Annotated in this window: 29 protein-coding genes; 16 read left to right on the top strand and 13 right to left on the bottom strand. The window is 56.1% G+C overall.

Translation table 11 applies throughout. The features are described 5' to 3' along the window. Positions 1-25 precede the first annotated feature (25 nt). Positions 26-448, top strand: coding sequence for a VOC family protein (locus IEV29_RS08725; RefSeq protein ID WP_188380804.1), 423 nt, complete (start codon positions 26-28; stop codon positions 446-448). Between the two features lie 104 nt (positions 449-552). Next, positions 553-894: a DUF3144 domain-containing protein gene (locus tag IEV29_RS08720; protein ID WP_188380803.1), complete on the top strand. Its 342-nt coding sequence runs from the start codon at positions 553-555 to the stop codon at positions 892-894. Between the two features lie 90 nt (positions 895-984). On the opposite strand, the gene IEV29_RS08715 is transcribed toward IEV29_RS08720, so the two are convergent. Next, positions 985-1,287 (bottom strand): antibiotic biosynthesis monooxygenase family protein, encoded by a 303-nt coding sequence (locus IEV29_RS08715; protein WP_188380802.1) that lies wholly within the window; start codon positions 1,285-1,287, stop codon positions 985-987. A gap of 179 nt (positions 1,288-1,466) precedes the next feature. Here IEV29_RS08715 and IEV29_RS08710 point away from each other — a divergent pair, with 179 nt between their 5' ends. Further along, on the top strand, positions 1,467-1,946 hold the full coding sequence (locus IEV29_RS08710) for a CreA family protein (RefSeq protein WP_188380801.1): 480 nt from the start codon (positions 1,467-1,469) through the stop codon (positions 1,944-1,946). A gap of 10 nt (positions 1,947-1,956) precedes the next feature. Then, the gene (locus tag IEV29_RS08705) at positions 1,957-2,994 is read left to right on the top strand and encodes an AI-2E family transporter (RefSeq protein ID WP_229726287.1); all 1,038 of its coding nucleotides are present in this window, start codon (positions 1,957-1,959) and stop codon (positions 2,992-2,994) included. 7 nt (positions 2,995-3,001) lie between these two features. Here IEV29_RS08705 and IEV29_RS08700 read toward each other — a convergent pair whose 3' ends face one another. Beyond that, entirely contained in the window at positions 3,002-4,237 is a 1,236-nt protein-coding gene (locus IEV29_RS08700) for a TIGR03862 family flavoprotein (RefSeq protein ID WP_188380800.1), read from the bottom strand. A 149-nt stretch (positions 4,238-4,386) separates the two neighbouring features. Between IEV29_RS08700 and IEV29_RS08695 the strand changes: the two genes are divergently transcribed. Together IEV29_RS08695 and sugE are read left to right on the top strand one after the other, a co-directional pair. Then, a complete protein-coding gene (locus tag IEV29_RS08695) occupies positions 4,387-4,977 on the top strand; it encodes a DNA-3-methyladenine glycosylase I (protein WP_188380799.1) in 591 nt (196 codons plus the stop codon). A gap of 590 nt (positions 4,978-5,567) precedes the next feature. Continuing rightward, positions 5,568-5,888, top strand: coding sequence for a quaternary ammonium compound efflux SMR transporter SugE (gene sugE / locus IEV29_RS08690; protein ID WP_188380798.1), 321 nt, complete (start codon positions 5,568-5,570; stop codon positions 5,886-5,888). Between the two features lie 48 nt (positions 5,889-5,936). Here the strand turns inward: sugE and IEV29_RS08685 are convergent, their stop codons facing one another. The 3 genes from IEV29_RS08685 to IEV29_RS08675 all read right to left on the bottom strand — a co-directional run bounded on the left by IEV29_RS08685 (position 5,937) and on the right by IEV29_RS08675 (position 8,844). Next, entirely contained in the window at positions 5,937-6,431 is a 495-nt protein-coding gene (locus IEV29_RS08685) for an SET domain-containing protein (protein WP_188380797.1), read from the bottom strand. Between the two features lie 124 nt (positions 6,432-6,555). Beyond that, complete coding sequence (locus IEV29_RS08680; RefSeq protein WP_188380796.1) at positions 6,556-8,283, bottom strand: methyl-accepting chemotaxis protein; 1,728 nt, start codon at positions 8,281-8,283, stop codon at positions 6,556-6,558. Positions 8,284-8,349: 66 nt separating this feature from the next. Next, positions 8,350-8,844 carry a chemotaxis protein CheW gene (locus tag IEV29_RS08675; protein ID WP_188380795.1) on the bottom strand — a complete coding sequence of 165 codons (495 nt, stop codon included), beginning with the start codon at positions 8,842-8,844 and terminating at the stop codon, positions 8,350-8,352. A gap of 315 nt (positions 8,845-9,159) precedes the next feature. Here IEV29_RS08675 and IEV29_RS08670 point away from each other — a divergent pair, with 315 nt between their 5' ends. Continuing rightward, entirely contained in the window at positions 9,160-10,767 is a 1,608-nt protein-coding gene (locus IEV29_RS08670) for an NAD(P)/FAD-dependent oxidoreductase (RefSeq protein ID WP_188380794.1), read from the top strand. 1 nt (position 10,768) lies between these two features. On the opposite strand, the gene corA is transcribed toward IEV29_RS08670, so the two are convergent. Together corA and IEV29_RS08660 are read right to left on the bottom strand one after the other, a co-directional pair. After that, entirely contained in the window at positions 10,769-11,734 is a 966-nt protein-coding gene (corA, locus tag IEV29_RS08665) for a magnesium/cobalt transporter CorA (protein WP_188380793.1), read from the bottom strand. Between the two features lie 87 nt (positions 11,735-11,821). After that, positions 11,822-12,625, bottom strand: coding sequence for a M15 family metallopeptidase (locus IEV29_RS08660; protein ID WP_188380792.1), 804 nt, complete (start codon positions 12,623-12,625; stop codon positions 11,822-11,824). A 109-nt stretch (positions 12,626-12,734) separates the two neighbouring features. Between IEV29_RS08660 and IEV29_RS08655 the strand changes: the two genes are divergently transcribed. Further along, on the top strand, positions 12,735-14,255 hold the full coding sequence (locus tag IEV29_RS08655) for a B12-binding domain-containing radical SAM protein (RefSeq protein WP_188380791.1): 1,521 nt from the start codon (positions 12,735-12,737) through the stop codon (positions 14,253-14,255). Positions 14,256-14,272: 17 nt separating this feature from the next. Here IEV29_RS08655 and IEV29_RS08650 read toward each other — a convergent pair whose 3' ends face one another. Beyond that, entirely contained in the window at positions 14,273-14,485 is a 213-nt protein-coding gene (locus tag IEV29_RS08650) for a DUF3717 domain-containing protein (protein WP_188380790.1), read from the bottom strand. Between the two features lie 149 nt (positions 14,486-14,634). On the opposite strand from IEV29_RS08650, the gene IEV29_RS08645 reads away from it, so the two are divergent. From IEV29_RS08645 to IEV29_RS08635, 3 genes are all read left to right on the top strand, one after another. Next, positions 14,635-16,329, top strand: coding sequence for a SulP family inorganic anion transporter (locus tag IEV29_RS08645; protein ID WP_188380789.1), 1,695 nt, complete (start codon positions 14,635-14,637; stop codon positions 16,327-16,329). A 132-nt stretch (positions 16,330-16,461) separates the two neighbouring features. Then, complete coding sequence (locus IEV29_RS08640) at positions 16,462-17,067, top strand: DUF2062 domain-containing protein (RefSeq protein ID WP_229726286.1); 606 nt, start codon at positions 16,462-16,464, stop codon at positions 17,065-17,067. Between the two features lie 12 nt (positions 17,068-17,079). After that, positions 17,080-17,469, top strand: a complete 390-nt coding sequence (locus IEV29_RS08635) for a gamma-glutamylcyclotransferase family protein (protein WP_188380788.1) — start codon at positions 17,080-17,082, stop codon at positions 17,467-17,469. 18 nt (positions 17,470-17,487) lie between these two features. Here IEV29_RS08635 and IEV29_RS08630 read toward each other — a convergent pair whose 3' ends face one another. Then, positions 17,488-18,087 (bottom strand): GNAT family N-acetyltransferase, encoded by a 600-nt coding sequence (locus IEV29_RS08630; protein ID WP_188380787.1) that lies wholly within the window; start codon positions 18,085-18,087, stop codon positions 17,488-17,490. 115 nt (positions 18,088-18,202) lie between these two features. Continuing rightward, positions 18,203-18,964: a TerC family protein gene (locus IEV29_RS08625; protein ID WP_188380786.1), complete on the bottom strand. Its 762-nt coding sequence runs from the start codon at positions 18,962-18,964 to the stop codon at positions 18,203-18,205. A gap of 277 nt (positions 18,965-19,241) precedes the next feature. On the opposite strand from IEV29_RS08625, the gene argS reads away from it, so the two are divergent. The 5 genes from argS to IEV29_RS08600 all read left to right on the top strand — a co-directional run bounded on the left by argS (position 19,242) and on the right by IEV29_RS08600 (position 23,618). Further along, positions 19,242-20,996 carry an arginine--tRNA ligase gene (gene argS / locus IEV29_RS08620; protein WP_188380785.1) on the top strand — a complete coding sequence of 585 codons (1,755 nt, stop codon included), beginning with the start codon at positions 19,242-19,244 and terminating at the stop codon, positions 20,994-20,996. A gap of 1 nt (position 20,997) precedes the next feature. After that, positions 20,998-21,588 carry an SPOR domain-containing protein gene (locus tag IEV29_RS08615; RefSeq protein ID WP_188380784.1) on the top strand — a complete coding sequence of 197 codons (591 nt, stop codon included), beginning with the start codon at positions 20,998-21,000 and terminating at the stop codon, positions 21,586-21,588. Between the two features lie 28 nt (positions 21,589-21,616). Further along, complete coding sequence (locus tag IEV29_RS08610) at positions 21,617-22,282, top strand: thiol:disulfide interchange protein DsbA/DsbL (protein ID WP_188380783.1); 666 nt, start codon at positions 21,617-21,619, stop codon at positions 22,280-22,282. 105 nt (positions 22,283-22,387) lie between these two features. Next, positions 22,388-23,188: an SDR family oxidoreductase gene (locus IEV29_RS08605; RefSeq protein ID WP_188380782.1), complete on the top strand. Its 801-nt coding sequence runs from the start codon at positions 22,388-22,390 to the stop codon at positions 23,186-23,188. 151 nt (positions 23,189-23,339) lie between these two features. After that, entirely contained in the window at positions 23,340-23,618 is a 279-nt protein-coding gene (locus IEV29_RS08600) for a hypothetical protein (RefSeq protein ID WP_188380781.1), read from the top strand. A gap of 33 nt (positions 23,619-23,651) precedes the next feature. On the opposite strand, the gene IEV29_RS08595 is transcribed toward IEV29_RS08600, so the two are convergent. From IEV29_RS08595 to IEV29_RS08585, 3 genes are all read right to left on the bottom strand, one after another. Further along, a complete protein-coding gene (locus IEV29_RS08595; RefSeq protein ID WP_188380780.1) occupies positions 23,652-24,524 on the bottom strand; it encodes an MBL fold metallo-hydrolase in 873 nt (290 codons plus the stop codon). Positions 24,525-24,576: 52 nt separating this feature from the next. After that, on the bottom strand, positions 24,577-24,909 hold the full coding sequence (locus IEV29_RS08590; RefSeq protein WP_188380779.1) for a DMT family transporter: 333 nt from the start codon (positions 24,907-24,909) through the stop codon (positions 24,577-24,579). 119 nt (positions 24,910-25,028) lie between these two features. Next, a complete protein-coding gene (locus IEV29_RS08585; RefSeq protein ID WP_188380778.1) occupies positions 25,029-26,093 on the bottom strand; it encodes an MBL fold metallo-hydrolase in 1,065 nt (354 codons plus the stop codon). Positions 26,094-26,242: the final 149 nt, after the last annotated feature.

The raw sequence follows: 26,242 nt of genomic DNA, 5'->3' as shown, positions 1-26,242 counted from the left end.
TGCAAACCCATCAGAGGAGGAGCACATGACAGCCAAGAAAACGACCGCCACGATCATCCCTGGCATGCGCTATCGCGATGCGACTGCAGCCGTTGACTGGCTGTGCAAGGCGTTTGGTTTTGAAGTGGATGACATCTACAAGAATCCGGACGGCACGATCGTGCATGCGCAACTGACGTTCGGGAACGGCATGATCATGATCGGCTCGATCAAGACCGAGACGGATTTTGATGGCTTGATCAGGCAGCCGGATGAAATCGGGGGCTTCGAGACGCAAAGCCCGTATCTGATCGTGCAGGATGCAGAAGCCATGTATGCACGCGCCAAAGCCGCCGGTGCCACGATTGTGGTTGAGCTCAAGTTTGAGGACTATGGCGGACAGGGTTTTAGCTGTCGTGATCCGGAAGGCCGCTTGTGGAATTTTGGCACTTACGATCCGTGGTTGTGACAGCGAACCTGGGCGGGCAATGTTAATTCATGTGAAAATGCGGGCTTCGCGTTGCTTGTGCTGATGGCGACGCCCCGATTTCTTTAATTATTGTGAATTTGATCATGAGTGACGACGATTTCAAACCCAAAAGCATTTCCCGCCAGACCTCCAAGGAGCCGGATCCGAATCAGAAATTCTGGGACGCAGCGGACGATTTCATCCGTCTGGCGAATGAAGCCTGCAAGACGACTGAGCGTGGCCAGGTCTGTGCGGCGATCATGTATGCTGCTGCCCGTTTCAATGCATTCGCTGCTTCGGTTGATGCGCCGACGGTTGAAGTCTTCAACAAGGAGATTGATCCGGCCATCAAGTATTTCCGCGGTGAGTTCGAGAAAATGCTGCGTGAAAACATGCGTGATTACGCCGACAACTTCAAGAACTACCATCCGGAAAAATGGCAGTAATCTGCGGAAAGCAGTTCTGTGTAATAAAAAGCCTCGATACCGCAAGGATCGAGGCTTTTTGTTGGCGGCGCCATGCGCCTTATCTGTCTATCAGGCCGATTTTGCCAGCAGATTGAAGTGTTCCACTGCCGGCGGCGCAGCGAAGAACGGGCCGACGATACCGCGCCATTCCTGAAAGGCGGGCGATTCACGGAAATCGACCGTATGATTTTCCAGTGTTTCCCAATAGATCTGAATCACGTAACGTTCCGGGGATTCAATCCCCTTGTTGATGGCGTGGCCTTGGTAGCCCTTCGCCTTGCCGATCACGGTGTTGAGGCCGCGTTGCACGGCTTCATCAAATTCGGCTTGCTTGCCTGGTTGAATGCGGAGATCGACGAGTTCGAGAATCATGGTCTGTTCCTGTAGAAATGGCGGATGCGCGATTATGACATCTTTGTCCTTGTGATCGCATCGTCGAAGTGAGGCGCGCATATGCAGATAGCGGGCGGTGCGCTGCCCCACATCATGTTTCATCGGTTACTGGTAATCTTGTTGTGCGTCCTCATTCGTTTGTTCATTCGGAGAAGCCCATGCGTTCCCTTCCTTCCTTGTTGCTGCTGATTGCTACGGTATGTGCATTGCCCGCACAGGCGCAGCAGATTGGCGAGGTCAGCACGGTCTTCCGTTTTCTTGGCAAGAACGATCGCATCGTGATCGAAGCCTATGACGACCCCAAGGTGCAGGGCGTCACCTGTTTTGTCTCGCGTGCCCGTACCGGCGGCATCAGCGGCACCGTCGGTCTGGCCGAAGATAAGTCGGATGCTTCGATTGCCTGCCGTCAGGTTGGCGATGTGTTGCAATTCAAGGGCAAGTTGCCCCAGCAGGAGGACGTCTTTACCGAACGCACATCAATCCTGTTTAAACGTCTGCATATCGTGCGCGTGGTTGATTCAGCGCGGAATACGCTGGTTTATCTGACTTATTCCGACAAGCTGATTGAAGGCAGTCCGCAGAATGCCGTGACAGCCGTGCCGGTGCCCCGCAGCAATCCGATTCCGCTTGCCAAGTAACGGAACCAGCATGGCATCAAACCCCGAAAAAGAGATGTCGGCAAACAAGCGCGGTGAGGTAATCGCGATTGCTTCTTACATTCTGGCGGCGCTCGCCTTGTTGCTGGTGCTGCATCTTGGTTTGCTGGCAGCCTTGTTTTCCGGTTTGCTGGTGTATGCGTTGGTGCAGCTGATTGCGCCGCATCTCGGCAAGAAACTGGTTGGGCGGCGCGCCCGTATGTTTGTGGTGGCATTGCTCAGTGCCGCGATCGTGACTGCATTGACGGCGCTGATCTGGGGTGGTGTGACCTTCCTGCGCAGCGATGCCGGCAGCATGCAGGTACTGCTGCGCAAGATGGCCGATGTGCTGGAGGCTACGCGAGGCCAGATTCCCGACTGGCTGGCGGCGTATGTGCCGGTCGATGCCGAAGCGCTGCGCACCATGATCGTCAACTGGCTGCATGCACATGCGATTGAAGCGCGCACCATCGGTGCGACAGCCGGACGCATTCTGGCGCATATCCTGATAGGCATGATCATTGGTGCCATGGCGGCCCTGTTCGATACCACGACCACGCCTGCTTATCGTCCGCTGGCCGCCGCATTGCATGCGCGTGTCGTGACCTTGCACAATGCATTCAGTAACGTGGTGTTCGCGCAGGTAAGGATTGCAGCGATCAATGCCATACTGACCGGCATCTATCTGTTGGTGATTCTGCCTTTGTGCGGTGTGGAACTGCCTTTGCGCAAAACCATGGTCGTCGTGACCTTTCTGGTGGGCTTGTTGCCTGTGGTCGGCAATCTGGTATCGAACACCATTCTGGTCGTGATCGGGCTATCCCATTCCCTGCATATTGCGCTGATCTCGCTGGTCTTTCTGATTGGCATTCACAAGCTTGAATATTTTCTCAATGCGCGCATCATCGGCCATCACATCAATGCACGCACGTGGGAATTGTTGGCTGCGATGCTGGTGATGGAGGCGATGTTTGGCATTCCTGGATTGATTGCCGCGCCGGTGTTCTACGCTTACATCAAGCGCGAGCTGTCAGACCGCGGCCTGGTCTGATCTGAGTTCAGCCTGCTGTCCGTTGTTGCAGCCAGTGGAGTACGCCTTCACCCGCGACACGGCCGCTGGCAAAGCAGGCGGTCAGTAGATAACCACCGGTCGGCGCTTCCCAGTCCAGCATTTCACCTGCACAGAACAGGCCGGGTTTGGTCTTGCTCATCAGTGATCCGGTCAATGATTCGAAGCAGACGCCGCCTGCACTGCTGATCGCCTCGTCTAGCGGACGCGTGGCATGCAACGTCAGAGGCAGTGCCTTGATGGTTGCTGCGAGTCGTGTCGGGTTGCTGAATTCGTCCTTGCCCAGTACCTCGCGCAACAAGCCTGCCTTGACACCGGCAATCCCGACCTTGCTTTGCAGATGACTGGAAAGTGAACGCGCTCCGCGCGGGTGGCTGACTTCTTCGAGAACGCGCTCGGCTGATTTTCCTGGTGCCAGATCCAGCATCAGCGTGACGTGGCCTTCTGCATCCAGCCGATCACGCAAGGCGGATGACAAGGCGTAGATCAGGCTACCTTCCACACCACTTTCCGCAATGACGAACTCGCCCTGACGCGCCAGCAGAGCGCCGTGCACACCGTGACAGGATGCCACCACCGATTTGACCGGTTCACCGGCAAAGCGGGTACGGAAATGTTCGCTCCATGCGACGTCGAATCCGCAGTTGGCAGGCTTGAGTGGTGTGCTGATGATGCCTTGCGCTTGCAGGACAGGTAACCACTTGCCATCCGATCCCAGGCGTGCCCAGCTGCCACCGCCCAGCGCCAGCACGACCGCATCCACATGGATATAGTGTTCACCATCGGGTGTGGCAAACCGTAACGCATCATTGCCGTGCCATCCCAGCCAGCGATGCCGCATATGAAACTGCACACCACGGTCGCGCAGCCGTTTCAGCCAGGCGCGCAGTAACGGTGCGGCTTTCATGTCGATCGGAAAAACACGTTGTGAACTACCGACAAAGGTTTCGATGCCGAGCTCTTTTGCCCAGAGACGTAACGCGTCCGCGTCAAGGCGCGCCAGTATCGGTGCCAGTTGCTCGCTGCGAGAACCATAGCGCTGAACAAATTGTGCGGCAGGTTCCGCATGTGTCAGGTTCATGCCACCCTTGCCCGCGAGCAGAAACTTGCGGCCCACAGAGGGCATGGCATCGTACAGATCGACGGCGATGCCTTGTGCTACTATCGTTTCAGCTGCCATCAGGCCGGCTGGTCCGCCACCAATGACGGCAACGCGCGCGTTCATAGGAGCGTTAGGCAGCAGGGCTGCATGGATTGAAAGGCTGCGGAATGCATGGCGGACAGGGTAAGACCGGAAAGGCGCCATTCTTGATCATGCACGACATTTGTTCAAGCCTTGGGTGATAATGCTGGCCTGCTTGTGAAGGGAATCCTATGACGATCGCGCGCTGTGCCTGGGTCAATCTCGCCAATCCTTTGTATGTTCGGTACCACGATGAAGAATGGGGCGTGCCTTGCCATGATGAAACGCAGTTATTCGAGTTGCTGAATCTGGAAGGCGCACAGGCGGGCCTGAGCTGGTCGACGATTCTCAACAAGCGTGAAAGTTATCGGGAAGCGTTCGATCAGTGGGATGCAGAAAAGATTGCCCGCTATGACACACAAAAAGTGGCGGCGTTGCTGGCTAATCCGGGTATTGTGCGCAACCGGCTCAAAGTGGCTGCAACGATCACCAATGCGCAGGCCTACTTGCGCTTGCGCGATGAGATCGGCGGACTCGATCCGTTTTTATGGGCATACGTCGATGGCAAACCGATTTTGAACACGCGTGAGTCGACCTGGGATACCCCCGCCAAAACCGAATTGTCAGATCGACTCTCCAAGGACTTGGCAAAACGCGGTTTCAAATTTGTTGGATCGACCATCGTCTATGCGTATATGCAGGCGATCGGCATGGTGAATGACCACGCGCGCGATTGCCATTTACACAAAACATCACCGAAAAAGAAACAGACAGGCCGGTAGAAGATACTGCTGGTTGAATGAGGATGCCTACGGATGGCAGAAAAAAGGCAAAAAAAAGCCCGCTTTCGAGAGCGGGCTGAATCTATATCAAAGGAGGAGACATAGAGGAGACAACTGAAGTATAGGGACGGGCTTGTTTACAAGCCAATTTCCATTTCTGATATCCGATATTCACATTTCGAATATCTCGATTTCCGCAAATCCGGTTGAGCAAGGCGCTGACATGCTGCTTCCAGCGCGCTGTCAGACTGCAAACAAAAAAAAGCCCGCTCTGGGAGCGGGCTAAATCTATATCAAAGGAGGAGACATAGAGGAGACAACTGAAGTATAGGGATCAGCTTGTTTACAAGCCAATTTCCTTTTGTCATATCAGTTATCGAAATAATGAATAACGAAAGGCAATACTTTTTTCTCCCTCTGCTCTCGGTCCCCGCTCTTTATCTGCCAGTATGAAAATTTGTGGTCTGATCAGCAGTTTTGTTGCTGCACGTTCATTTTTTGACGTATTTTGTTGTTATATAAGCACATCGCTGGCGCATTGAACGTCTCATCCCATGCTGCAAGTGATGCGGTTTTCATGAGGAGCGGTAATGGCTTGGCTTGTTTTGCTGGTAGCAGGTGTGTTTGAAACCGTATGGGCAATTGGCTTGAAGTACACCGATGGATTTACGCGTCTATGGCCGAGCATCGGTACGGTCATCGCCATGGTCGTGAGTGTCGTCTTGCTCGGGCTGGCGATGAAAACCCTGCCGGTGGGCACAGCCTATGCCGTCTGGACCGGCATAGGGACGGTGGGGACAGTCATTCTGGGGATGGTGCTGTTTGGCGAGCCGGTGACCTTGCCGCGCATGATCTGTATTGGCCTGATCGTCAGCGGAATTGTTGGACTCAAGTTTTTCAGTACCCACTGACGATGGCACGATCAGGGCGCTCTCGCAGCGAGGCGCGTCCTTTTCGGCTTATTTCTTCTTGGGTGCCAGCATCGTGTGACGACAGCCTGGCGCACCGCAACGGCATTCATAGTTCTTTTTGACCTTCTTGGTGTAGCGCTCGTCCAGCACCAGTCCGTAGTCGTAATTCAGTTCCTCGCCCTTTTTGATGTCGCGCAGGGAGTAGATATAGACGTGTCCTTTTTCCTCGCGTGCTTCACAATTCGGTTCGCAGGCATGATTGATCCAGCGTGCATCGCTGCCATCGACGCCGCCATCGATCAGCTTGCCACTTTCCAGACTGAAGAAAAATGTATGGAAAGGATTGTCGGGATCGGTGCCGTGACGGCGACTCGCCTCCTTTTCACTGATGCGCTCCCCTTCGTATTCGACGATAAAGGTATCGGCAGGAATTTTGCGCGAGGCAAACACACCGCGGCCATGAATCGGCGAATTGCGGACGGTGATGTATGGCTTTTCTGGAGCAACGGGCCTGGAATGCTTTGACTTGCTGGATGCGCTCATGGATGTGGTGGCGTTGGGCTGAAATGAAAAAGCGGCGACACATCCTCTGTATCGCCGCGTGTCATTGTCTATCAATCCCGGCGTGCCGACAATCATCCTGTCCGCATTGGTACAAAACGTGGGGTCAGAATTCTTCCCAGTCGTCACCGCCTGCTTTTTCCGTGATCACCTGCTTTTTGATTTGCGGGGCAATTGCCTTTGTCGTGACAGCGGAGCCAGATTGACTCGCCATTCCTTTTGCCGCCGTGTCGGTTTTCACGATTGACCGAGCGGGCGCGCTCGGTGTTGTTGCAGGCATTACCTGATGCTGCGCGTCCAGACGGAAGATGCTGACGGAACGTGACAATTCGCCTGCCTGATCCTGCATGCTTTGCGCAGCGGCAGCAGCCTGCTCGACCAGCGCTGCATTCTGTTGCGTCATTTCATCCATCTGGCTGATGGCACGATTGATCTGCTCGATGCCATCGCTCTGTTCCTGGCTGGCAGCCGTGATCTCGCTCATGATGTCCGCTACCCGTCTGACGGAAGCGACGATCTCATCCATGGTGGTGCCCGCCTCATCGACCAGTGCACTCCCGGAATCCACCTTGCCTACGGAGTCACCGATCAGCGCCTTGATCTCCTTGGCAGCGCCGGCACTGCGCTGCGCCAGATTGCGTACCTCGGCCGCCACGACGGCAAAGCCTCGTCCCTGTTCACCGGCACGGGCCGCTTCGACGGCCGCGTTCAAGGCAAGAATATTGGTCTGAAACGCAATGCCATCGATGACACCGATGATATCGACGATCTTGCGCGAGCTATCCTTGATCGACCCCATGGTTGTCACGACCTGATTGACGACCTCGCCGCCGCGTGTGGCGATCTCGGAGGCGGTGACAACCAGTTGGTTGGCCTGCCGTGCATTGTCGGCGTTCTGCCTGACGGTCGAGGTCAGTTCTTCCATCGAACTCGCCGTCTCTTCCAGCGAGCCGGCCTGTGCTTCGGTGCGGCTCGACAGATCTGCATTGCCGGATGCGATCTCGCCGGATGCCACGGTAATGGTTTCCGTGCTGTTGCGCACGGCGCTGACGGTTTGCAGCAGGCTGCTGTTCATCTCTTTAAGGGCTTGGAGCAGTTGTCCGGTTTCGTTGCTGGATGTCACGTCGATCTGCTGCGTCAGGTTACCCGCAGCGACACTGCGTGCAATCTGGACGGCATCCTGCAATGGTCGTGCAATCGCGCGAATCAGCATGGCGGTCATAAAACCGGCCACCAGCACGCCGAACACAATCATGCCGATCGAAATATTGCGCGTCAGGACAAAACGCTCTTGTGACAGGGTAAAGGCGAGTTGAGCTTCTTCCAGCTGCATGGCGATCAACTGATCAATGCCCCTGCGCACCGGCTGGATGAGCGGGGTCATGTTTTCATTGACGATCTCGGTCACACGCAGGATGTTGCCGTTGCGTGCCGCAGTGACGGCAGGTTGCAATGCCTTGTCAACGAAGATCTTGTAGTCGGCCGCGAATTTGGCGGCGATCTGCTTCTCTTCTTCGTTGGCATAGGTTGCCATATAGGCGGCGTAAGCCGTATCGATTTTCTTCAGCCGTGCTTCAATGGCATCCATGGTGCGGGCCATCTGATCCGGATCGGCATAAATCGATGACACCAGATCCAGTTGATTGATGGTCAGTTCGGTAATGACGGTGTTCAGATTGCCCAATGGCACGGTACGGTCTTGGTACACGGTTTTCAATGAGTCATCGGTCTTGTCCAGCGCAAACAGGCCAAGCGCGCCGGTACCGATCAGCAGCAGCGATAGCAAGCCCATGACAAACAGCAACAGCGATTTGATCGTGATGTTCTTCAGCATGATGTTTCACTCCATGCGTGAGGCTCTCCTGCAATACATGCAGTGGAGCGAAAAAGGAAAGGAAAATCAGGCGGCAGCTTCGGTACGCAGCAAACCCATGCCTTCGCCATCCAGCAGGCAATCGATATCGATCAGGATCAGCATGCGATCGTCGATGGTGCCGATGCCGGTCAGATAACCGGTATCCACGCCCGGGTGCATATCGGGCGCGGGTTTGATCTGGGAAGGTTGCAGCACGATCACGTCCGACACGCTGTCAACCACCATGCCGATCACGCGTCCGGCGATGTTGAGGATGATGACAACGGTGAATTGGTCGTAGGTGGGTGTGCCGAGCCGCATGCGGATACGCATGTCGATGATCGGTACGATGGTGCCGCGCAGATTGATGACGCCTTTCAGATGAGCCGGTGCATTGGCGATCTGGGTGACGGTATCGTAGCCGCGCAGTTCCTGTACTTTCTGGATCGGGATTCCGTACTCTTCATTGCCAAGCTTGAATGACAGCACTTCGTGTGCGCTGTCGTGCGTGCCGGCAGATCGCATGCGGGATGCGGTCATGGCTCCTCCTGTCTCTCGTCTCTTTGTCGTATCGCGTCCTCATGGACGTCTGATCGTGATGGCAATACGTCATCGTTCTGCGACGGTGTGCGCCTTGCTGGATTCACCTTAATCAAAACGTTGCCTACCGTCAATTCATCTGTGTCCGGACTTGTGTTGCAAAACAACGCCGGGCAGCGGCCGTGATTCATTTCAGGCGGGTTTTGCCTGTGTGGGGATGCGAAAAATGAAGGAGCGCTGGAGTAAAATAGCGGGTTGCCGACCGATTCAACCCTGGCGGCAAAGCATTCTTCCCGGGTTGGCTGGACTTCAAGCATGCTGCGACTGACCGACGTACAACTTCCTCTCGATCACACGGATGACGAGCTGATGGCTGCCATCTTGCGCCACCTCGGCATTGGGCGTGATGAGCTGTTGTCGCATACGGTGTTTCGTCGTGGTTACGATGCACGCAAGCGCAGTGCGATTTCGCTGGTGTATACGCTGGACGTTACGGTGAAGAATGAAGCGGCCTTATTCAAGCGTCTCAAGGGCAATCGCCATGTCGCGCTCGCGCCGGATACCAGCTACAAGTATGTCGGGCAGGCCCCAGCCGATCTAAAAAGTCGTCCGGTCGTCATCGGGTTTGGTCCGTGCGGATTGTTTGCTGCGCTGATCCTGGCCGAAATGGGTTTCAAGCCGATCATTCTGGAACGGGGCAAGGTCGTGCGCGAGCGCACCAAAGACACATGGGGTTTGTGGCGCAAACGCGAATTGCAGCCGGAATCGAATGTGCAATTTGGTGAAGGCGGCGCAGGTACCTTCTCTGACGGCAAGCTGTGGACCCAGATCAAGGATCCCAAACACTACGGTCGCAAGGTACTGACCGAGTTTGTCGCCGCCGACGCACCACCGGAAATCCTGTACGTCAGCAAGCCGCACATCGGCACTTTCCGTCTGGTCAAGATGATCGAGCTGATGCGCGAAAAGATTGTGCAGCTGGGCGGCGAATTCCGTTTTGAAAAGCGCGTGGATGACGTGGTGATCGAAGGTGGTCGCATCCGCAGTCTGCTGCTGTCCGATGGTAGTCAGCTCGACGCCGATCATGTGGTGCTGGCGATCGGGCACAGTGCACGCGATACGTTCGAGATGTTGCACAAACGCGGTGTATACGTGGAAGCCAAACCGTTTTCGATGGGTTTCCGTATCGAACATCCGCAATCGTTGATCGACGCCTGTCGTTTCGGTCCGAGCGCAGGGCATCCGATTCTGGGTGCGGCGGATTACAAGCTCGTGCATCACGCCAAAAATGGCCGTTCGGTCTACAGCTTCTGCATGTGTCCGGGTGGCACCGTGGTTGCCGCGACGTCGGAACCAGGCCGTGTCGTCACCAACGGCATGAGCCAGTATTCGCGCAATGAACGCAATGCGAATGCCGGCATCGTGGTCGGGATTACACCGGAGGATTTTCCGGGCGGGCCGCTGGCGGGCATGGAAATGCAGCGTTTCTGGGAATCGCGCGCCTTTGAACTTGGCGGCGGCAATTACGATGCGCCGGGCCAGCTGGTTGGTGACTTTATTGCCAACAAACCATCGACAGCGTTTGGCAGCGTACAGCCTTCCTACAAACCGGGCGTCAAACTCGGCGATCTCAATCCATCCCTGCCCGATTATGCAATCGAGGCAATTCGCGAGGCCCTGACCGGGTTTGAAAAGCAGATCAAGGGTTTCTCGATGCACGATGCCGTCTTGACCGGGATCGAGACGCGCACGTCATCGCCCGTCCGCATCAAGCGTAATGACAACGACCTGCAGAGTCTGAATACACGCGGCCTGTTCCCCGCAGGGGAAGGCGCTGGTTATGCCGGCGGCATCATGTCGGCAGCCATTGACGGCATCCGTGTGGCAGAAGCCGTCGCACTCGACATTCTCAAGAAGTCTTAATCTACAGCCAGCCGGATTTGCGGAAGCGGTAATACAGATAACCGCAGACCCCGGTGACCATTGCAATCGCGACCGGATAGCCAAATTTCCAGTCCAGCTCCGGCATGTACTTGAAGTTCATGCCCCATAAACCAAAGAAGGCGGTTGCCACTGCAAAGATCGCTGCCCATGCGGCGAGTCGCTTGTTGACTTCGTTTTCCTCGATCGACACCATCGACAGGTTGACCTGAATGGCGGTGGCGATGGTGTCGCGGATGGCATCGGTCAGCGCATTGATGCGATACAGGTGATCGCCGACGTCACGGAAGTAATCACGCGTGCTTTCGCACAGATTGGGCACGCGGCCACCGTACAGACGGCCGACGGCTTCCATCAGCGGCGCAACGATGTGCTTGAGCATCACGACTTCGCGTTTGAGCGCATAAAGCTGTTGGATGTTGTTGCGCTGCTGTCCCGGATTGAAGATGTCGCCTTCGATTTTGTCGAGCTGGGTTTCCAGCGCTTCAACCACGGGAAAGTAGCGATCCACCACGGCATCCATCAGTGCGTAGAGAACAAAGGCCGAGCCTTTGCGCAACTGATGCGGCTCCTGCTCGCAGCGGGCGCGCACGCCGAGAAAGCCGTGTTTGCTGCGCGTACGTACCGACAAAATGTAATTGCGGCCGACAAACACGTCGAGCTCGCCGACCTGCAATTTGCCATCGACCATTTCTGCGGTGGGCACCACCGCAAACAGGCAGTCACCATACTCTTCGATCTTGGCACGCTGGTGACCGTGATTGGCGTCTTCCACTGCCAGTTCGTGCAGATGGAATTCCTGCTGCATCTGCTGCAGTTCTTCGGGGCTGGCATCTTTCATCGCCACCCAGACAAAACAATTGGGCTGCTGCAGATAGTCGCTGATCTCCTCGACCTGAATGTCGGCCAGCTTGTTGCCATCCTGATAGGCGACGCAATTGATGAGCATGAAACGGTCTCCGGTTGATCTGTTCAGATGCGCATGATGTTTGGCACAGTATATGGCCGAGCCGGCTCCAGGACTGTGCAATTCCGCTCAATCGATGCACGCACTGCGGGATTTGTTGGCCCGACACTGCCGGTAGGTTTTGACGTGATGCTCGAACACGGTTTTGGCCTGTTCCGGCGGCAACGCTGCCAGCTTTCTTGCCAGTGAGCGGCTGACCTGAAAATGCTGGTAATCAATCGGCGCGTCCCAGTCACCACCCCAGACCGTGAAGCCATGCGTGGCAAACACTTCGACCACCTCCTCCGCCATGCCTTTGCGTGCAGGCTTGCCCGGCCGTTCCTTTTGCCGGTTCAGATAGAGGCGTCCTTCGGCAGGACTGATCTGTGCCTTGCCATCCTTGCCGATTTCCACGAATGGGTTTTGCACCGGATTGATATCGATCGCCAGCCCGTAGGCATGCAGCGATGGCGCACTGCCGCTGACGATGGCGCGGTCGTTGAATGCGGATGTATTGTTGGCACGCATCGAGGCTGCATCATCGCCACGAAAATGCTGCATGCCCCGCGCACCGGCCAGCGCGAAGCCGCGTTCGCGTAATGTGGAAAACAAGGCGGACACATGATCGGCCACGGCCGCCAACACGGTGACTTCACCATCGTCGTGCGTTTTGCCATCAAAATCGACATAACTGAATCGTACGACGCGCAACTGCTCGCAACGTACCGGCGCACTGGCGCGCAGCACACCGTTCTGACGCAAGGTTTGGCACAACGGAGCATCAACATCGAGAACGCGTCCGTGTGCGGCGGGTGACCAGAAAAGCATTGCGCCGCTGACGCTCAGGAGCAGGGCGTGAATTCGTAATCGCAAACAGCGGGAGAAGGTAGGCATGCGGCAGATATCGGCGTGTACATCGACGCGCTACCTTACCGCAAAATGCAGCGGTGACGGGAAGTGAACGCGTAGAATGATGCTTTCTCCGGCTTTTTTATCTGCTGTCATGACCATTCTGCTGTCCACACTGAATGCCCGCTATACGCATGCCTCGCTTGGCCTGCGCTATCTGCAGGCGAACATGGGCGAATTGCAGGCGCAGACAAAACTGCAAGAGTTTGTGATTGGTGCGCGCGCGAGCGATATCGTGGAACGTCTGCTTGCGCATCAGCCGCGCATCGTCGGCTTTGGTGTCTACATCTGGAATGTGGAAGAAACCACAAAAGTGGTGGCCTTGCTCAAGCGCGTCGCACCGCAGGTCACGGTCGTGCTTGGCGGCCCCGAGGTGTCCTACGAGCCGGAGGGACAGGACATCGTCAAGCTGGCCGACTATCTGGTAACGGGTTGGGGCGAAGTGACCTTTCCTGCCTTGTGCAAACAGATTCTGCACGGTCCCAAACCGCTGATGAAGATTCATGCAGGCGTGCAGCCGCCACTGGAAGATCTGATCACGCCTTACGATCTTTACACGGATGAAGACATCAAGCATCGCACGCTCTATGTCGAGGCATCGCGTGGCTGTCCGTTCAAGTGCGAATTCTGTCTGTCGTCGCTGGACAAGACAGCGTGGCCATTCGATATCGACCATTTTCTCGGTCAGATGGAAGCGCTGCATGCACGTGGTGCGCGGCTGTTCAAGTTTGTCGATCGCACCTTCAACCTGAACGTCAAGGTCAGCCTGAAGATCATGCAGTTTTTTCTCGACAAGCTGGCGGCCAATCCTGACGATCCGGTCTATGCCCACTTCGAAGTGGTACCCGATCATTTGCCTGAGGCGTTGCGTGAAAGCATTCTGCAGTTTCCACCGGGAACCTTGCAGTTCGAGATCGGTATCCAGAGTTTCAATCCCGAGGTGCAGACGCTTGTCAGTCGTCGCCAGAATAACGAGAAGGCAGCCGAGAATATCCGCTGGCTCTGCGACAACTCGCACGCACATTTGCATGTCGATCTGATTGCGGGTTTACCCGGCGAAGATGTCGCCAGTTTTGCGCAGGGCTTTGACAAGCTGGTGGCGCTCGGTCCGCATGAAATCCAGTTTGGCATTCTCAAGCGCCTGCGTGGCACGCCGATCATTCGTCATACCGAAGAATACAAACTGGTCTTCGATCCGTATCCGCCCTATTCCATTCTGGCGACCGATCGCATCGACTTTGGCGAGATGCAGCAGCTCGTGCGCTTTGCACGCTACTGGGATCTGGTCGCCAATTCGGGAAGGTTCAGCAATACCTTGCCCGTGATCCTTGGCGCCACGCCTTTTGCCAACTTCATGCGGTTATCGAACTGGCTGTATGAAACGACCGATGCAACCAATCGCATCGCACTCGAAAAACTGGCGATGCTGGTCACGCAATGGCTGACGCTGGAAGGCATGTCCGCAGAAACGGCAAAAGAACTGGTGCGCAGCGATTACGCAGGACAAGCCCACCGCGCAAGGCAACAAGTGACGAAAGAGGTGCCGGGCAAGGATGGCGCGGCCGTTGCTGCGTCAGGACGAAACGAGCGTCAGGCTCGTCACCTGGCTGCCTGACTGGACGCCTGCCAACATTAGCGTGTCTGTTGCCAAGTCTCGATCAACTGGCGGCTTGCCGGATCAATCGTTTCCAGCGCAACGGCTTTGTGCTGATGAAAAATCATCAGGGCGTAGATCTTGGCCAGTGCATTGACTTCTGGCGACAAGGCATGTTCTTCACCGGTTGATGGCCGGCGGTTGCGCCAGTGATTGATGGCTTGTTCTAGTTCTGCAAGTGTGAGTTCCATTGAGGCATTGTACGCGCGCGGCGCTTATTTGGCCGGTAGCGTACTGTTCGTTGCTCTCAAGGAAAACGCATAATCCGGGTAGACTTATTGGTTCCGGCCATTTGATGTGCCTCTTTTTTGCACTTCCTTTAAAACGCATTGCTGCTTCCATGAGTGCATTCGATATCAAGCGTTTCTTCCCATTCCTGAACTGGCCGCGGCCGACCTTGTCGTCGCTGAAAAGCGATGCCTGGGCGGGTTTTAGTGTTGGTCTGGTATTGATTCCGCAGGCGGTGGCGTATGCAACGTTGGCGGGCATGCCGGCGGCAACGGGTTTGTATGCGGCATTGATTCCGACGCTGGTTGGTGTGTTGTGGGGTTCGTCTGCCTTGCTGGCGGTCGGGCCGGCGGCGCTCAGCAGTTTGCTGGTCTTTGGTTCCCTGAGTTCGCATGCGGTCCCGGCGTCGGCGCAATGGGTCGCGCTGGCGGTCTGGCTATCGATCTATTCCGGCCTGTTCCAGTTTTTGCTTGGTGCGTTCCGGCTTGGTCGTTTGTCGAATCTGGTTTCGCAACCCGTCATCGTCGGTTTCATCAACGCCGCCGCGCTGATCATCATGGCGTCGCAGATTCCGACGCTGATCGGCGTGCCGGACTTGTTTACGCGTTCGCCCGATGTAGTGCTGGAGAGAATTGCAGCCGATCCTTCGCACTTATTGATGACGTCTGCATTTGGTTTCGGCGCCTTGCTATTGCTGTGGGCGACCAAGAAATTCTTCCCGCGCTTTCCGGGCATCTTGCTGGTGACCGTGCTGGCAACATTTCTAAGCTGGGCCTTGGGGTACGCGCCCGCAGGTGGCGAAGTAGTCGGCGATATTGCCAGGGGCTTGCCGCCACTGGTGTTGCCGACGGCGATTTCGTTTGAAATGCATCGTGAGTTGTGGTCGGCAGGACTGGTGTTGGCGCTGATCAGTTTTACCGAAGCGATGTCGAGTTGCCGCGTGCTGGCGCGCAAACGCCGCGAGCGCTGGGATGAAAATCAGGAACTGATCGGTCAGGGGCTGGCCAAGGTGGCGAGCGGTTTCAGCGGTGCCTTTCCGGTCAGCGGTTCGTTTTCGCGTTCGGCACTCAATCTGTATGCAGGGGCAACCAGTGCATGGGCGACCCTGTTCACTTTGTTGTGTGTACTGCTCTGTTTGCTGTTCTTCACCGATCTGCTTTTCTATGTGCCGCGCACGGTACTGGCTGCCATGATCATTATGCCGGTCTTCAGCCTGTTTGACTTCGGTGCCTTCAAACGTCTGTATCTGATTGCCAAGGATGATGCCGCGATTGCGCTGGTAACGTTTTTGGTGACGATTGTGGCGATGCCGCGTTTGCACTGGGGCGTGGTGGCTGGCATTGGTTTGACGATGGTTTGCTACCTGTATCGGCACATGCAGCCACGCATCATCGAAGTCAGCGAGCACAAGGATGGCACCTTGCGAGACAGCCGTCGCTTCGATCTGCCGCGACTGGCAGATGATCTGATTGCGGTACGTATTGATGCCGCACTGAATTTTCTGACAGGTGCCGCGCTGGAACGCTTTGTAACGGAGCAGATCAGCGAGTCGCAGCAGATCCGGCGTGTGCTGCTGTGTGTCGGCTCGGTCAATGACATTGATGCAACGGGTGTGGATACGCTGGAATCGATGCAGGCGGCGCTCAAGGGGATGGGGGTCGATCTGTATGTCACGGCGATCAAGAAGCAGGTGTGGGATGTGCTGGATGATGCCGGATGGATTGCGATTCTCGGAAGTGACCATATCTTCATGACAGACCGCGAAGCAATTGCCGCACTGGCCGATCCTGCGCACGCGCGTTCCTGAAAAGCAAGATGTTCATCCGGTTGCGGTGAATTCCGCCCGGAATTGCTTGTCCCATCAATCGGATGAGGGCATCTTGCCCGCTCTCAATTGCCTGTTGGCATCCTGTCGTCGCAATCCCCAGGAGAAACGTCAATGCGTCGTACCCGGTTTTACAAGCACATGCCGACCTCGCAGAGTTTTCATGACAATCGTTACCTGCGACCGCTCGCGCGTTATCTGCATCACCATTACCTGTGGCAATTCAATCGCCGTACGGTGGCCGGTGGCCTCGCCGTGGGTTTGTTTGCCGGCATTCTCAGTCCGATCGCGCAGATCCTGTTTGCCTCGATTCTGGCCATGATTGCACGTGTCAACCTGCCGGTGGCGGCATTTGCCACGCTGGTGACCAATCCGTTTACCGTGCCACCGATCTATTATGCTGCCTACCGTGTCGGCAAAAGCCTGATTGGCAGCGATCCCGGTGCGGCAGAAGATCTGGATCCTGAAACCATGGAAAAGATTGTCGGCGCCGGCAGCCTGGAAGGTGGTATCGGCAACTGGTTTGCCAACATGATCGACTGGCTGCAGGCAGCCGGCCCGCAACTGATGCTGGGACTGGCGATTTTTTCCGTGGTGTCGGCGGTGCTGGGTTATGTACTTGTGCACGTGATCTGGCAACTGAACTCACGGCTGCGCTGGAAGCGGCGTGTGCGCCGTATCCAGCAGCAAATGGACGACTGCAGCATCAAGGGAGATTAAGCGAGGCACATTATGCATGTATTCACCTATGGCTCTCTAATGTTTCCTGCCGTGTGGCAGCGCGTGGTGCATGGCCGCTATCGTTCCGTGCCGGCCATGCTGCCCGGTTACGCGCGCTATGAAGTCGCAGGCGAAACCTATCCCGGCATGGTGCCAAAGACCGCTTCGGCGGTGAACGGCGTGCTGTATCTGGATGTGGATGAGGCGGATTTGCTGGCGCTCGATGTGTTCGAAGGCAGCGAATACCGGCGTGACGTGGTGACGGTGTCGGTTGCGGCGGATGAAAATCTGACCGCAGTGACGTATGTATTTACGGCGATGCAGCGACTGACGAACCGCCCTTGGGAGGCGGGCAGTTTTCGCATCACGCAGTTCATGGAGGCTTATTGCCGGGATTCTTAAGCGGCAGCCGGGACAACGCTAGTCGCGTGCCAGTTTCTTTTGCAGTTTTTCTTTTACTTGCGGCCATTCTGTTTCGATGATGCTGTACAGCATCGAGTTGCGAATGCGACCGTCCGGCATGATGCGTTCATGACGGATGATGCCTTCTTGCAGCGCGCCGATGCGCAGGATGGCGTTGCGTGAGGCGGTATTCAATTCATCCGTCATGAACTGCACGCGCGTCGCCTGCATCTGCTCGAAGGCATGCGTGAGCAACAGCAGCTTGCATTCGGTATTGATGTGCGTGCGTTGCGCCGAGCGTGCCAGCCAGGTATGGCCGATTTCCATGCTGCGATTGATCGGATCGATTTTCCAGAAACGCGTACTGCCAATGACGGCGCCGGTGTCACGGCGGACGATCACAAACGGCATCATGCTGCCTTCAGCACGCCCGTTCAGTGCCCGTTCGATGTACTGATCCACTGTCGTCGGGCCGGGAACGACGGTGACTTTCAGATTCCACAGTTCGCCATCGGCTGCTGCGTCCAGCAGGGTTTCCGCGTGCATGCCTTTCAATGGTTGCAATTCGACGGTATCGCCACGCAGGGTTGGCTGGTTGTGGCAAGGATCGGTGGCCATGAGCAGATCATCAAGAATGGTCAGCCTGCATCGTCGCACAAGCTGACCAACTATGCTCAAAGGCACCGCGGCGGGTAAGGTTTTTCCGCGGTATTCCGGCGATGATCAAGTCGAATCATTCCGGATGGTTACGGTCACTTGCATACGGCGCATGCAGATGCACGGGTTTGCTTGCCTTCTTGCGTGCACGAATGTTGATCAGCTCGACCACCAGCGCAAATCCCATCGCCGTGTAGATATAGCCTTTCGGAATGTGCTGATCGAAACCCTCGGCGATCAGGATCACGCCGATGGCAACCAGAAACGCCAGCGCCAGAATCTTGATCGACGGATGCGCCGACACAAAGCGGCCGATCGGTCCGGCAAACAGCATCATCAGCGCGACCGAGGCAATCACGGCCGCCACCATCACAGCCAGCTCATCGACCATGCCCACGGCCGTAATGATGGAATCCAGCGAAAACACCAGATCGATCACCATGATTTGCAGGATCACCGACGTGAAGGTGGCCTTGACGGTGCTGGAGCTGTGCCCTTCCTCGCCTTCCAGTGACTGATGGATTTCGCCCGTACTTTTCCAGATCAGGAACAGCCCCCCGGCGATCAGGATGATGTCGCGTCCGGATATCTCTTGATTGAGGATGGTAAAGATCGGTGCGGTGAGGCCGACGATCCATGCCAGTACCATCAGCAGACCAATACGCATGAACATGGCGATGAACAGCCCGAGCTTGCGGGCAAACTCCCTGCGCTCTTTGGGGAGCTTGTCGACCAGAATGGAGATGAAGATGATGTTGTCGATGCCCAGCACCAGTTCCAGTGCGGTGAGCGTGATAAACGCCAGCCAGGCGTTCGGGTCCGTCAATAGTTCGAGCATGGCCTGTCTCCTTCATTTTTGAATAGGTATTCGAAACGAAAACGAGGTGTTGCTTGCATCTCAGGGGCGCAAACCAGTGTACGCAGGGCAACGTCAGGATTTCGTTAAATAACGGCGCAGGCGGGAAAAAGAATGTCTGGTGACCGCGGGTAACTGGCTGGTAACTTTTTGAGACGAATGCGTACGGAGGTCAGGCACGCAGCCTGAATTGCAGCCGGTATAATGCCCGCACGTTTCAATCAACTTGCGGCGCCTCTCAGCCGGCGCACTTTCATTCATGCTCGCCGCACAAAAACAAAGACTGACCGAACTTTTCCAGGATGCCGTTGCCCCGCTGGTGGCTGGCACCGAACTCAACCCGAATATCGTGCTGGAGCGTCCGCGCGATCCGTCGCATGGCGACGTTGCCTGCAATCTGGCGATGCAGATCGCCAAACCGCTTAAAAAGAATCCGCGTGAAGTGGCACAGACACTGGTCAGCGCCCTGCTCGACAATCCTGCCAATCGCGATCTGATCGAGACCGCAGAAATTGCCGGCCCCGGTTTTATCAACCTGCGTCTGACGGCCGCGTCGCGTCAGGAAGTCGTGCGCACCATCCTGCAACAACGCGGCGATTACGGCCGCGGCTTTGGTGGCACGGGCAAGAAAATCATCGTCGAATTCGTGTCCGCCAATCCGACCGGTCCGTTGCATGTCGGCCATGGTCGTCAGGGCGCGTTGGGCGATGCCTTGTCGTCCCTGTTTGAGGCGCAGGATTACGATGTCACGCGCGAGTTTTATTACAACGACGCCGGTGTGCAGATCGCCACGCTGGCAACATCGGTACAGGCACGTGCCAACGGTTTGAAACCCGGCATGGAAGGCTGGCCGGAGTCGGCTTATAACGGCGATTACATTCAGGATATTGCCAACGACTTTCTGGCAAAGAAAACCGTTTCTGCCAGCGATGGTCAGCCGGTAACGGGTAGCGGTCGTGTCGATGACATGGAATCGATTCGCCAGTTTGCCGTTGCTTATCTGCGTCGTGAGCAGGATCTGGATTTGCAGGCCTTTGGCGTCAAGTTCGACAACTACTTTCTCGAATCTTCGCTCTACAGCGACGGCAAGGTGGCATCGACGGTCGATGCGCTGATCCGCGCTGACAAGACCTACGAGCAGGATGGCGCATTGTGGTTGCGCACCACCGACTATCGCGACGACAAGGATCGCGTGATGAAGAAGTCGGATGGCACGTACACCTACTTCGTCCCCGATGTTGCGTATCACACAGTGAAATGGCAGCGTGGTTTTACCCAAGCCATCAACGTGCAGGGCAGCGATCACCACGGCACCATTGCACGTGTACGCGCCGGCTTGCAGGCACTTGATATCGGTATTCCACAGGGCTATCCCGACTACGTGCTGCACAAGATGGTCACTGTGATGAAGAACGGCGAGGAAGTGAAGATTTCCAAACGCGCCGGTTCTTACGTCACGCTGCGCGATCTGATCGAATGGTCGAATGGTGAAACCGCAGAAGGTGAGGCGCGCGATCTGACGCGTGGCCGCGATGCGGTGCGTTTCTTCCTCATCTCGCGCAAGGCCGATAGCGAATTCGTGTTCGACGTCGATATCGCCCTGACGCAAGGCGATGAGAATCCGGTTTATTACGTGCAGTATGCCCATGCGCGTATCTGCTCGGTGCTCGCACAATGGACCGATGGGAACGAAGCCGATCTGCTCAACGTCGATCTGTCGAAACTGACCGCGCCGCGCGAAGCATCGCTGCTGGCGAAACTGGCTGAGTATCCGGAGATGCTGCAAAAGGCGCTGGAAGAACTCGGCCCGCATCAGGTGGCCTTCTATTTGCGTGATCTGGCAGGTGAATTGCATAGCTACTACAATGCAGAACGCGTGCTGGTGGACGATGCGGCGCTGAAGATGGCGCGTCTTGCCCTGATGCATGCAACCAGACAGGTGTTGCGTAACGGTCTGGCGCTGATTGGTGTCTCGGCACCTACGCGGATGGAACGTACGCCCGTACAGGAATGACATGAACAAGAAACTCAAGCAACAGGCTGGTGGTACGCTGCTCGGCCTGATTCTCGGTCTGATCATCGGCCTCGGCATTGCGGTTGGCGTGGCTCTGATGATTTCCAAGACGCCTCTGCCTTTCACCAACAAGGCAACGCCATCGGATCGTATCAATTCGCAAACCGGCGAACCGGTCGATCCCAACAAATCGATGTACAGCAAGCGTGCTGCGCCCCCGGTGACGACCGGCGTTGACCCGGCTCCGCCTTCCTCGACCGTGACGGAAGACAGTGTCAAGGCGCAACCGGTTGAACGTGTGTCGCCGGGTACGCAAAAGGCCGAGGCCGCTGCCAAGGCCGAAGATGCGGACGAAAAATGGATTTACTATCTGCAGGCGGGGGCCTTCCGTGAGCGTGCCGATGCCGAAAGCATGCGTGCCAAACTGGCACTGATTGGCCTGGAAGCCAACATCTCCGAACGTCAGGCAGAAACCGGTACGCTGCATCGTGTGCGCGTCGGTCCGTTCGGACAGATGGAGACAATGAACCGCGTTCGTACCAAGCTGTCTGATAACGGCATCGACGTTGCTGTCGTTCGAATTGGAAAGTAGTTTTCGGTCAATAACTGAAAGGAATCACATGCGTTTTATTCAACATCTGCTGGCAGTTGCCACGCTTGGTCTGGTTGCAGCGACCGCCGGTGCCTCGCCATCTGCGCCGGTCAATGGCACGGACTACCGCGTGCTCGACAAGGCACAGCAGACCGACAGTGGCAAAAAGATCGAAGTGACCGAGTTCTTCTGGTACTCGTGCCCGCACTGCAACCTGCTCGAGCCTTCGCTCGAAGCATGGGTGAAAAAGCAGGGCGACAAGATCAATTTCAAGCGCGTCCCGGTCGCTTTCCGTGATTCCTTCGTGCCGCAGCAAAAGCTCTACTTCACGCTGGAAGCCATGGGCAAGGTCGAGGCACTGCATGGCAAAGTGTTCCGTGCCATTCATGCAGAAAAGCAGACGCTGGATACCGATGCGCAGATCCTTGCCTGGATTGGCAAGCAGCAAGGCATCGATGCCAAGCAGTTCGCCAATACCTATAACTCCTTCGGTGTGCAAGCCAAGGTGCAACGTGCGATTCAGCTGCAAAGCGATTACAAGGTGGATGGCGTACCCATGGTTGCCATCGATGGCCGATTCATCACCTCACCGTCGATCGTGAGCAAAGGTCTGGGCCGTAGCGTGCCGGAAAATGTGTTGCACGACAGTACGCTGCAAGTGATGGACTGGTTGCTTACCCAATCCAAAAAATAAATCAGGTCTGCGCCGGTTCGATTGGCGCGCAGACAGTTTGCGTTCTAACGTTTCAAAAGTCCGTACCTCGCAAGAGGACGGGCTTTTTGTTTGAAAGCCTGGCCGATGTCATCCTCTACTTCTCAACGTGTTTTCATTACCGGCGCTTCCAGCGGGCTGGGTGTGGCATTGGCACGGCATTACGCCCGTCAGGGGGCCAGCCTTGGACTGGTCGGCAGGCGGGGTGAAGCCTTGCTTGAGCTGGTCGACAGCCTGCCCAATCGTGACCGTCACTGCCTCTACACGCTGGACGTCACCGATCACGACGCCTTGAGTAATGCCGCGCAGCACTTCATGGCGCATGCGGGCGGTATCGATATCGTGATTGCCAGCGCCGGTATTTCACGCGGGACGTTGACTGAATACTCGGAAGACCTCGATGTGTTCGACCGCATTCTGGCCGTGAATGTGACAGCGACGGTGGCGACCTTTTCTCCCTTTCTCGAAACCATGCGGCAGCAAGCGGCAGCGGGCAATCATGGATGTCGTCTGGTCGGCATTGCCAGCGTTGCAGGCATTCGCGGTCTGCCGGGTGCCAGCGCTTACAGTGCATCCAAGGCCGCTGTCATCAGTTACTGCGAATCCTTGCGTGTGGAATTGAAAACGGATGGCATCAAGGTCGTCACGATTGCCCCAGGTTATATCGATACGCCAATGACGCAAGTGAATGATTACGCGATGCCTTTTCTGATGTCGGCGGAAGATTTTGCACAACAGGCAGCGGACGTCATCGCGGCTGGACGCAGCTATCGTGTCATTCCGTGGCAAATGGGTGTGGTGGCAAAAATACTACGTTTGCTACCCAATTGTGCGTATGACTTTCTGTTTCGCAATGCGCCCCGCAAGAAACGGACATTGCCACTGTAAGTCGCGTTGCAATGCCTGACATGGTTTTGCGCAGGAAGAATATTTTTAAACGGGCGGGTATCCGGTTCCGGCAATTTGGTTTACAGTGAGAGCCATTCTCATCTGGAGAATTTTGCAGAAACCATTGCCTCGATTTGTGCTCCAAGCTGTGATGAATACCCTTCAATATCTCGAAAACGTACGCCGCGCTGCGATGAAGTCGCATCGCGAAACCTACAAGGGCTGGCCCTTGCAGGTGACGTCACGTTTGTGCAGTGAGAAACGGGATTGTGCGGATTGCAACTACTGCCCGATGATCGTCGTGACCGAGCAGCAATCGATCGGTTTCCGTGAACTGGAAGTGCCATGCGATGGCGGCTTTCAATCAGTGGATGAGTGTATCAAGGCGGGCGTTGTGCTTGCGCGCCAGTTCATCGACCAGCGCATCTGACCTGCCTGGCTGGCGCGCCCTCTGGTTGCCTGATTATTTTTCCTGTCCGTAGCGACCCGACACTCTTGCCAGCTGCTCGTATGCACCCTTGATGTTCAGCGGTAGCCATTCCTCGTAATTGGCAAAGGCCGCGTAGCGTGGCAGCTTGATCTCGCGCTGCATCTGTTCCAGTGTCCTGCCTTCGTTCATTCCCTCTAACACGGCGTCGCGCAAGTCTTCCAGATAGGCCAGGTTTTCACGTACGTCATTCTTGGTGCCGACCACGCTGTGACCGGGTGCTACCTTGTCAAAGTCCAGTTGCAATACCTGCTTCAATGACGCAATCGAGCCTTCAAAGTCGTAGTAGTACATTTCCTTGAACGGCAGACGCTTCAGGATGATCCAGTCGACCACGAACAGAAACTTCGCGTCTGGTACATACATGCTGATGTTGCCCGCGCCGTTGTTGGGGCCGTAATACTGCAACGCGATCCTGCGCCCTTCAAAATCGATCTCCATGCGGTCACTGAAGGTTGTGGTCGGGATCACGGTTTGCGCACGGTTACGCTTCAGATCTTCGGCTGCCTTTTCGTGCGCGATAAAGAACGTACCCGCATCGCGGAACACCTCGCCACCCGCCACATGATCCAGATGGTTGTGCGAGTAGATCACGTATTTGATCGGCAAATCGCCAAAGCGTTGACGGATTTCCTTGCGCAGCCAGGTTGCGGCATCGCTACTGATCGGATCGGTCATCAGCAAGCCTTGCTTGCCGACGATAAACACCGAGTAATGCATGTTGTCCTGAAAGCGGTAGATGTTGTTACCGAGATCCGTGATCGATCGTTTGGTGTCCTGCGCAATGGCCGATGACGCGGGCAGGAAAAAAGGCAGTGCGAAGACGGCGAACAGCAAGTGCTTGAACATGGCTATCCTTTGTTGGGCGTTGCAAACGCTGGTCTGACAGCAGCAGGTGCGTTTAGTGCGCGCTGCTTTTCGAAAAGACATTCAGCACAATCACGCCGGAAATGATGAGGCCGATGCCGATCAGTCCGGCCAGATCCAGTTTCTGTCCATACAGTACCCACGCCGCCAGTGAAATCAGCACGATGCCGACGCCCGACCATACCGCGTAGGCAATGCCAACGGGAATGCTGCGCAAGGTGAGTGAAAGCAGATAGAACGCAATGCCGTAAAACACCACCGTGATCAGCGAGGGCAGGACTTTGGAAAAACCTTCGCTTGCTTTCATGGCGGAAGTGCCGACGACTTCGGCGAGGATGGCAAGGCCGAGCAGAATCCAGTGGTGCATGGTGCATGTCTCCAGAGAAAATGAATGCAGTTGGCAAGGTAACCCGAATCGGCATGAAGAGCAGACGTCTGCCCGCCTGAGCCTGGGTGGCGTCTGGTGGAGATGGTGACGCCAGCTTGCTAGCAAGTTTGAAAACGCACAACGTGATCCGCACCGACCGACCGTTGCAGCAAACCGTCGTACCAGAGCTTGTGCAAATGTGCGAGTGCCTCGCCCAGTGCAAAACTGAGTTGATGCGAATCGAGCTTGCGCGTGAACATGATCGGCACAATGTCTGCTGCTGATTGCGGTGTCTTGCACGCTACAAGTACTTCTTCCAGTCGTGCTGCGTGATGGTCCTGCAATTGACGGATGCGTGTGTGCATGCCCCGAAACGGTTTGCCGTGCGATGGCAGGACCAGCGTGTCTTCGGGCAGTTGCAGATACTTCTGCAGGGAATCGAGAAACTGCTGTACCGGATTGGCGTCCGGCTCGATCGCGAACACCGAGGTATTGGTCGAGATACGCGGCAAAACCATATCGCCGGAGATCAGGACATTCAAATCGGCACAATACAAGGCGGCATGTTCAGGCGAATGACCGAAGCCGGTGATGACACGCCATGCATGCGCGCCGATGCGAAAACTCTGATCGTCATGCATGCGCGTATAGCGATGCGGCACGGCGGATACATAGGTCGGATAATAACTCTTGCGTCCTTTCAGCTCTTCCAACATCTGCGGATCGGACAAACCATGATGCTGAAAGAACGGAAACATCGCGGTGCCATCTGCGCCCGGCAGTCCTGCCGACATCATGCGTGCGAAAGCATATTCGCCGGTGGTCATCCATAGCGGCACCTTACAGCGCTCGCACAGCCAGTCAGCCAGTCCGACGTGATCGGGATGGCAATGCGTGACGATCACGCGCACGATCGGCAAGCCATCCAGTTGCGAGGCAAAGATGCTTTCCCATGCATCGCGCGTGGCCTGATTGCCGATGCCGCAGTCGATCGCGGTCCAGCCACGTACGCGCCCTTGTTCCGACTCGAACTCATCTTCCAGCAGCCACAGGTTGATATGGCTGAGCGCAAACGGCAGCGCCATGCGCAGCCATCTGACGCCTGGCGCAACGTCCAGCACGGTGCCGGTATCCGGCAGCGTATCGCCGTAGGGATAAGTGAGTTGGGTTTCCAGTGGATTCATGATCTCTTGTGCTGGCAGTGGCGGGGCAGCCGCCGCGCTACAATAGCTGTCTTGAATGAAGGTGTCATTTTACCGGCTGTGTCGATGCCTGTTCCCGTTGGCGCGACATCGTGACCTTCTCTGCAATATTGACTGCAATACGCTTGCAA

It is taken from the genome of Oxalicibacterium faecigallinarum, from assembly GCF_014635705.1.
Classification (GTDB): Bacteria; Pseudomonadota; Gammaproteobacteria; order Burkholderiales; family Burkholderiaceae_D; genus Oxalicibacterium; species Oxalicibacterium faecigallinarum.
This window is presented reverse-complemented; position numbering and strand designations above follow the sequence as displayed.

Coding starts and splice junctions, on each gene's coding strand:
- IEV29_RS08720 (WP_188380803.1), top strand. CDS start 553: ATGAGTGACGACGATTTCAAACCCAAAAGCATTTCCCGCCAGACCTCC.
- IEV29_RS08605 (WP_188380782.1), top strand. CDS start 22,388: ATGTCATCCTCTACTTCTCAACGTGTTTTCATTACCGGCGCTTCCAGC.
- IEV29_RS08680 (WP_188380796.1), bottom strand. CDS start 8,283: ATGCTGAAGAACATCACGATCAAATCGCTGTTGCTGTTTGTCATGGGC.
- IEV29_RS08695 (WP_188380799.1), top strand. CDS start 4,387: ATGACGATCGCGCGCTGTGCCTGGGTCAATCTCGCCAATCCTTTGTAT.
- sugE (WP_188380798.1), top strand. CDS start 5,568: ATGGCTTGGCTTGTTTTGCTGGTAGCAGGTGTGTTTGAAACCGTATGG.
- IEV29_RS08670 (WP_188380794.1), top strand. CDS start 9,160: ATGCTGCGACTGACCGACGTACAACTTCCTCTCGATCACACGGATGAC.
- IEV29_RS08640 (WP_229726286.1), top strand. CDS start 16,462: ATGCGTCGTACCCGGTTTTACAAGCACATGCCGACCTCGCAGAGTTTT.
- IEV29_RS08610 (WP_188380783.1), top strand. CDS start 21,617: ATGCGTTTTATTCAACATCTGCTGGCAGTTGCCACGCTTGGTCTGGTT.
- IEV29_RS08595 (WP_188380780.1), bottom strand. CDS start 24,524: ATGTTCAAGCACTTGCTGTTCGCCGTCTTCGCACTGCCTTTTTTCCTG.
- IEV29_RS08645 (WP_188380789.1), top strand. CDS start 14,635: ATGAGTGCATTCGATATCAAGCGTTTCTTCCCATTCCTGAACTGGCCG.
- IEV29_RS08655 (WP_188380791.1), top strand. CDS start 12,735: ATGACCATTCTGCTGTCCACACTGAATGCCCGCTATACGCATGCCTCG.
- IEV29_RS08685 (WP_188380797.1), bottom strand. CDS start 6,431: ATGAGCGCATCCAGCAAGTCAAAGCATTCCAGGCCCGTTGCTCCAGAA.
- IEV29_RS08600 (WP_188380781.1), top strand. CDS start 23,340: ATGAATACCCTTCAATATCTCGAAAACGTACGCCGCGCTGCGATGAAG.
- IEV29_RS08725 (WP_188380804.1), top strand. CDS start 26: ATGACAGCCAAGAAAACGACCGCCACGATCATCCCTGGCATGCGCTAT.
- IEV29_RS08675 (WP_188380795.1), bottom strand. CDS start 8,844: ATGACCGCATCCCGCATGCGATCTGCCGGCACGCACGACAGCGCACAC.
- IEV29_RS08705 (WP_229726287.1), top strand. CDS start 1,957: ATGGCATCAAACCCCGAAAAAGAGATGTCGGCAAACAAGCGCGGTGAG.
- IEV29_RS08650 (WP_188380790.1), bottom strand. CDS start 14,485: ATGGAACTCACACTTGCAGAACTAGAACAAGCCATCAATCACTGGCGC.
- IEV29_RS08590 (WP_188380779.1), bottom strand. CDS start 24,909: ATGCACCACTGGATTCTGCTCGGCCTTGCCATCCTCGCCGAAGTCGTC.
- IEV29_RS08615 (WP_188380784.1), top strand. CDS start 20,998: ATGAACAAGAAACTCAAGCAACAGGCTGGTGGTACGCTGCTCGGCCTG.
- corA (WP_188380793.1), bottom strand. CDS start 11,734: ATGCTCATCAATTGCGTCGCCTATCAGGATGGCAACAAGCTGGCCGAC.
- IEV29_RS08715 (WP_188380802.1), bottom strand. CDS start 1,287: ATGATTCTCGAACTCGTCGATCTCCGCATTCAACCAGGCAAGCAAGCC.
- IEV29_RS08630 (WP_188380787.1), bottom strand. CDS start 18,087: ATGGCCACCGATCCTTGCCACAACCAGCCAACCCTGCGTGGCGATACC.
- IEV29_RS08635 (WP_188380788.1), top strand. CDS start 17,080: ATGCATGTATTCACCTATGGCTCTCTAATGTTTCCTGCCGTGTGGCAG.
- IEV29_RS08700 (WP_188380800.1), bottom strand. CDS start 4,237: ATGAACGCGCGCGTTGCCGTCATTGGTGGCGGACCAGCCGGCCTGATG.
- IEV29_RS08585 (WP_188380778.1), bottom strand. CDS start 26,093: ATGAATCCACTGGAAACCCAACTCACTTATCCCTACGGCGATACGCTG.
- IEV29_RS08625 (WP_188380786.1), bottom strand. CDS start 18,964: ATGCTCGAACTATTGACGGACCCGAACGCCTGGCTGGCGTTTATCACG.
- IEV29_RS08660 (WP_188380792.1), bottom strand. CDS start 12,625: ATGCCTACCTTCTCCCGCTGTTTGCGATTACGAATTCACGCCCTGCTC.
- IEV29_RS08710 (WP_188380801.1), top strand. CDS start 1,467: ATGCGTTCCCTTCCTTCCTTGTTGCTGCTGATTGCTACGGTATGTGCA.
- argS (WP_188380785.1), top strand. CDS start 19,242: ATGCTCGCCGCACAAAAACAAAGACTGACCGAACTTTTCCAGGATGCC.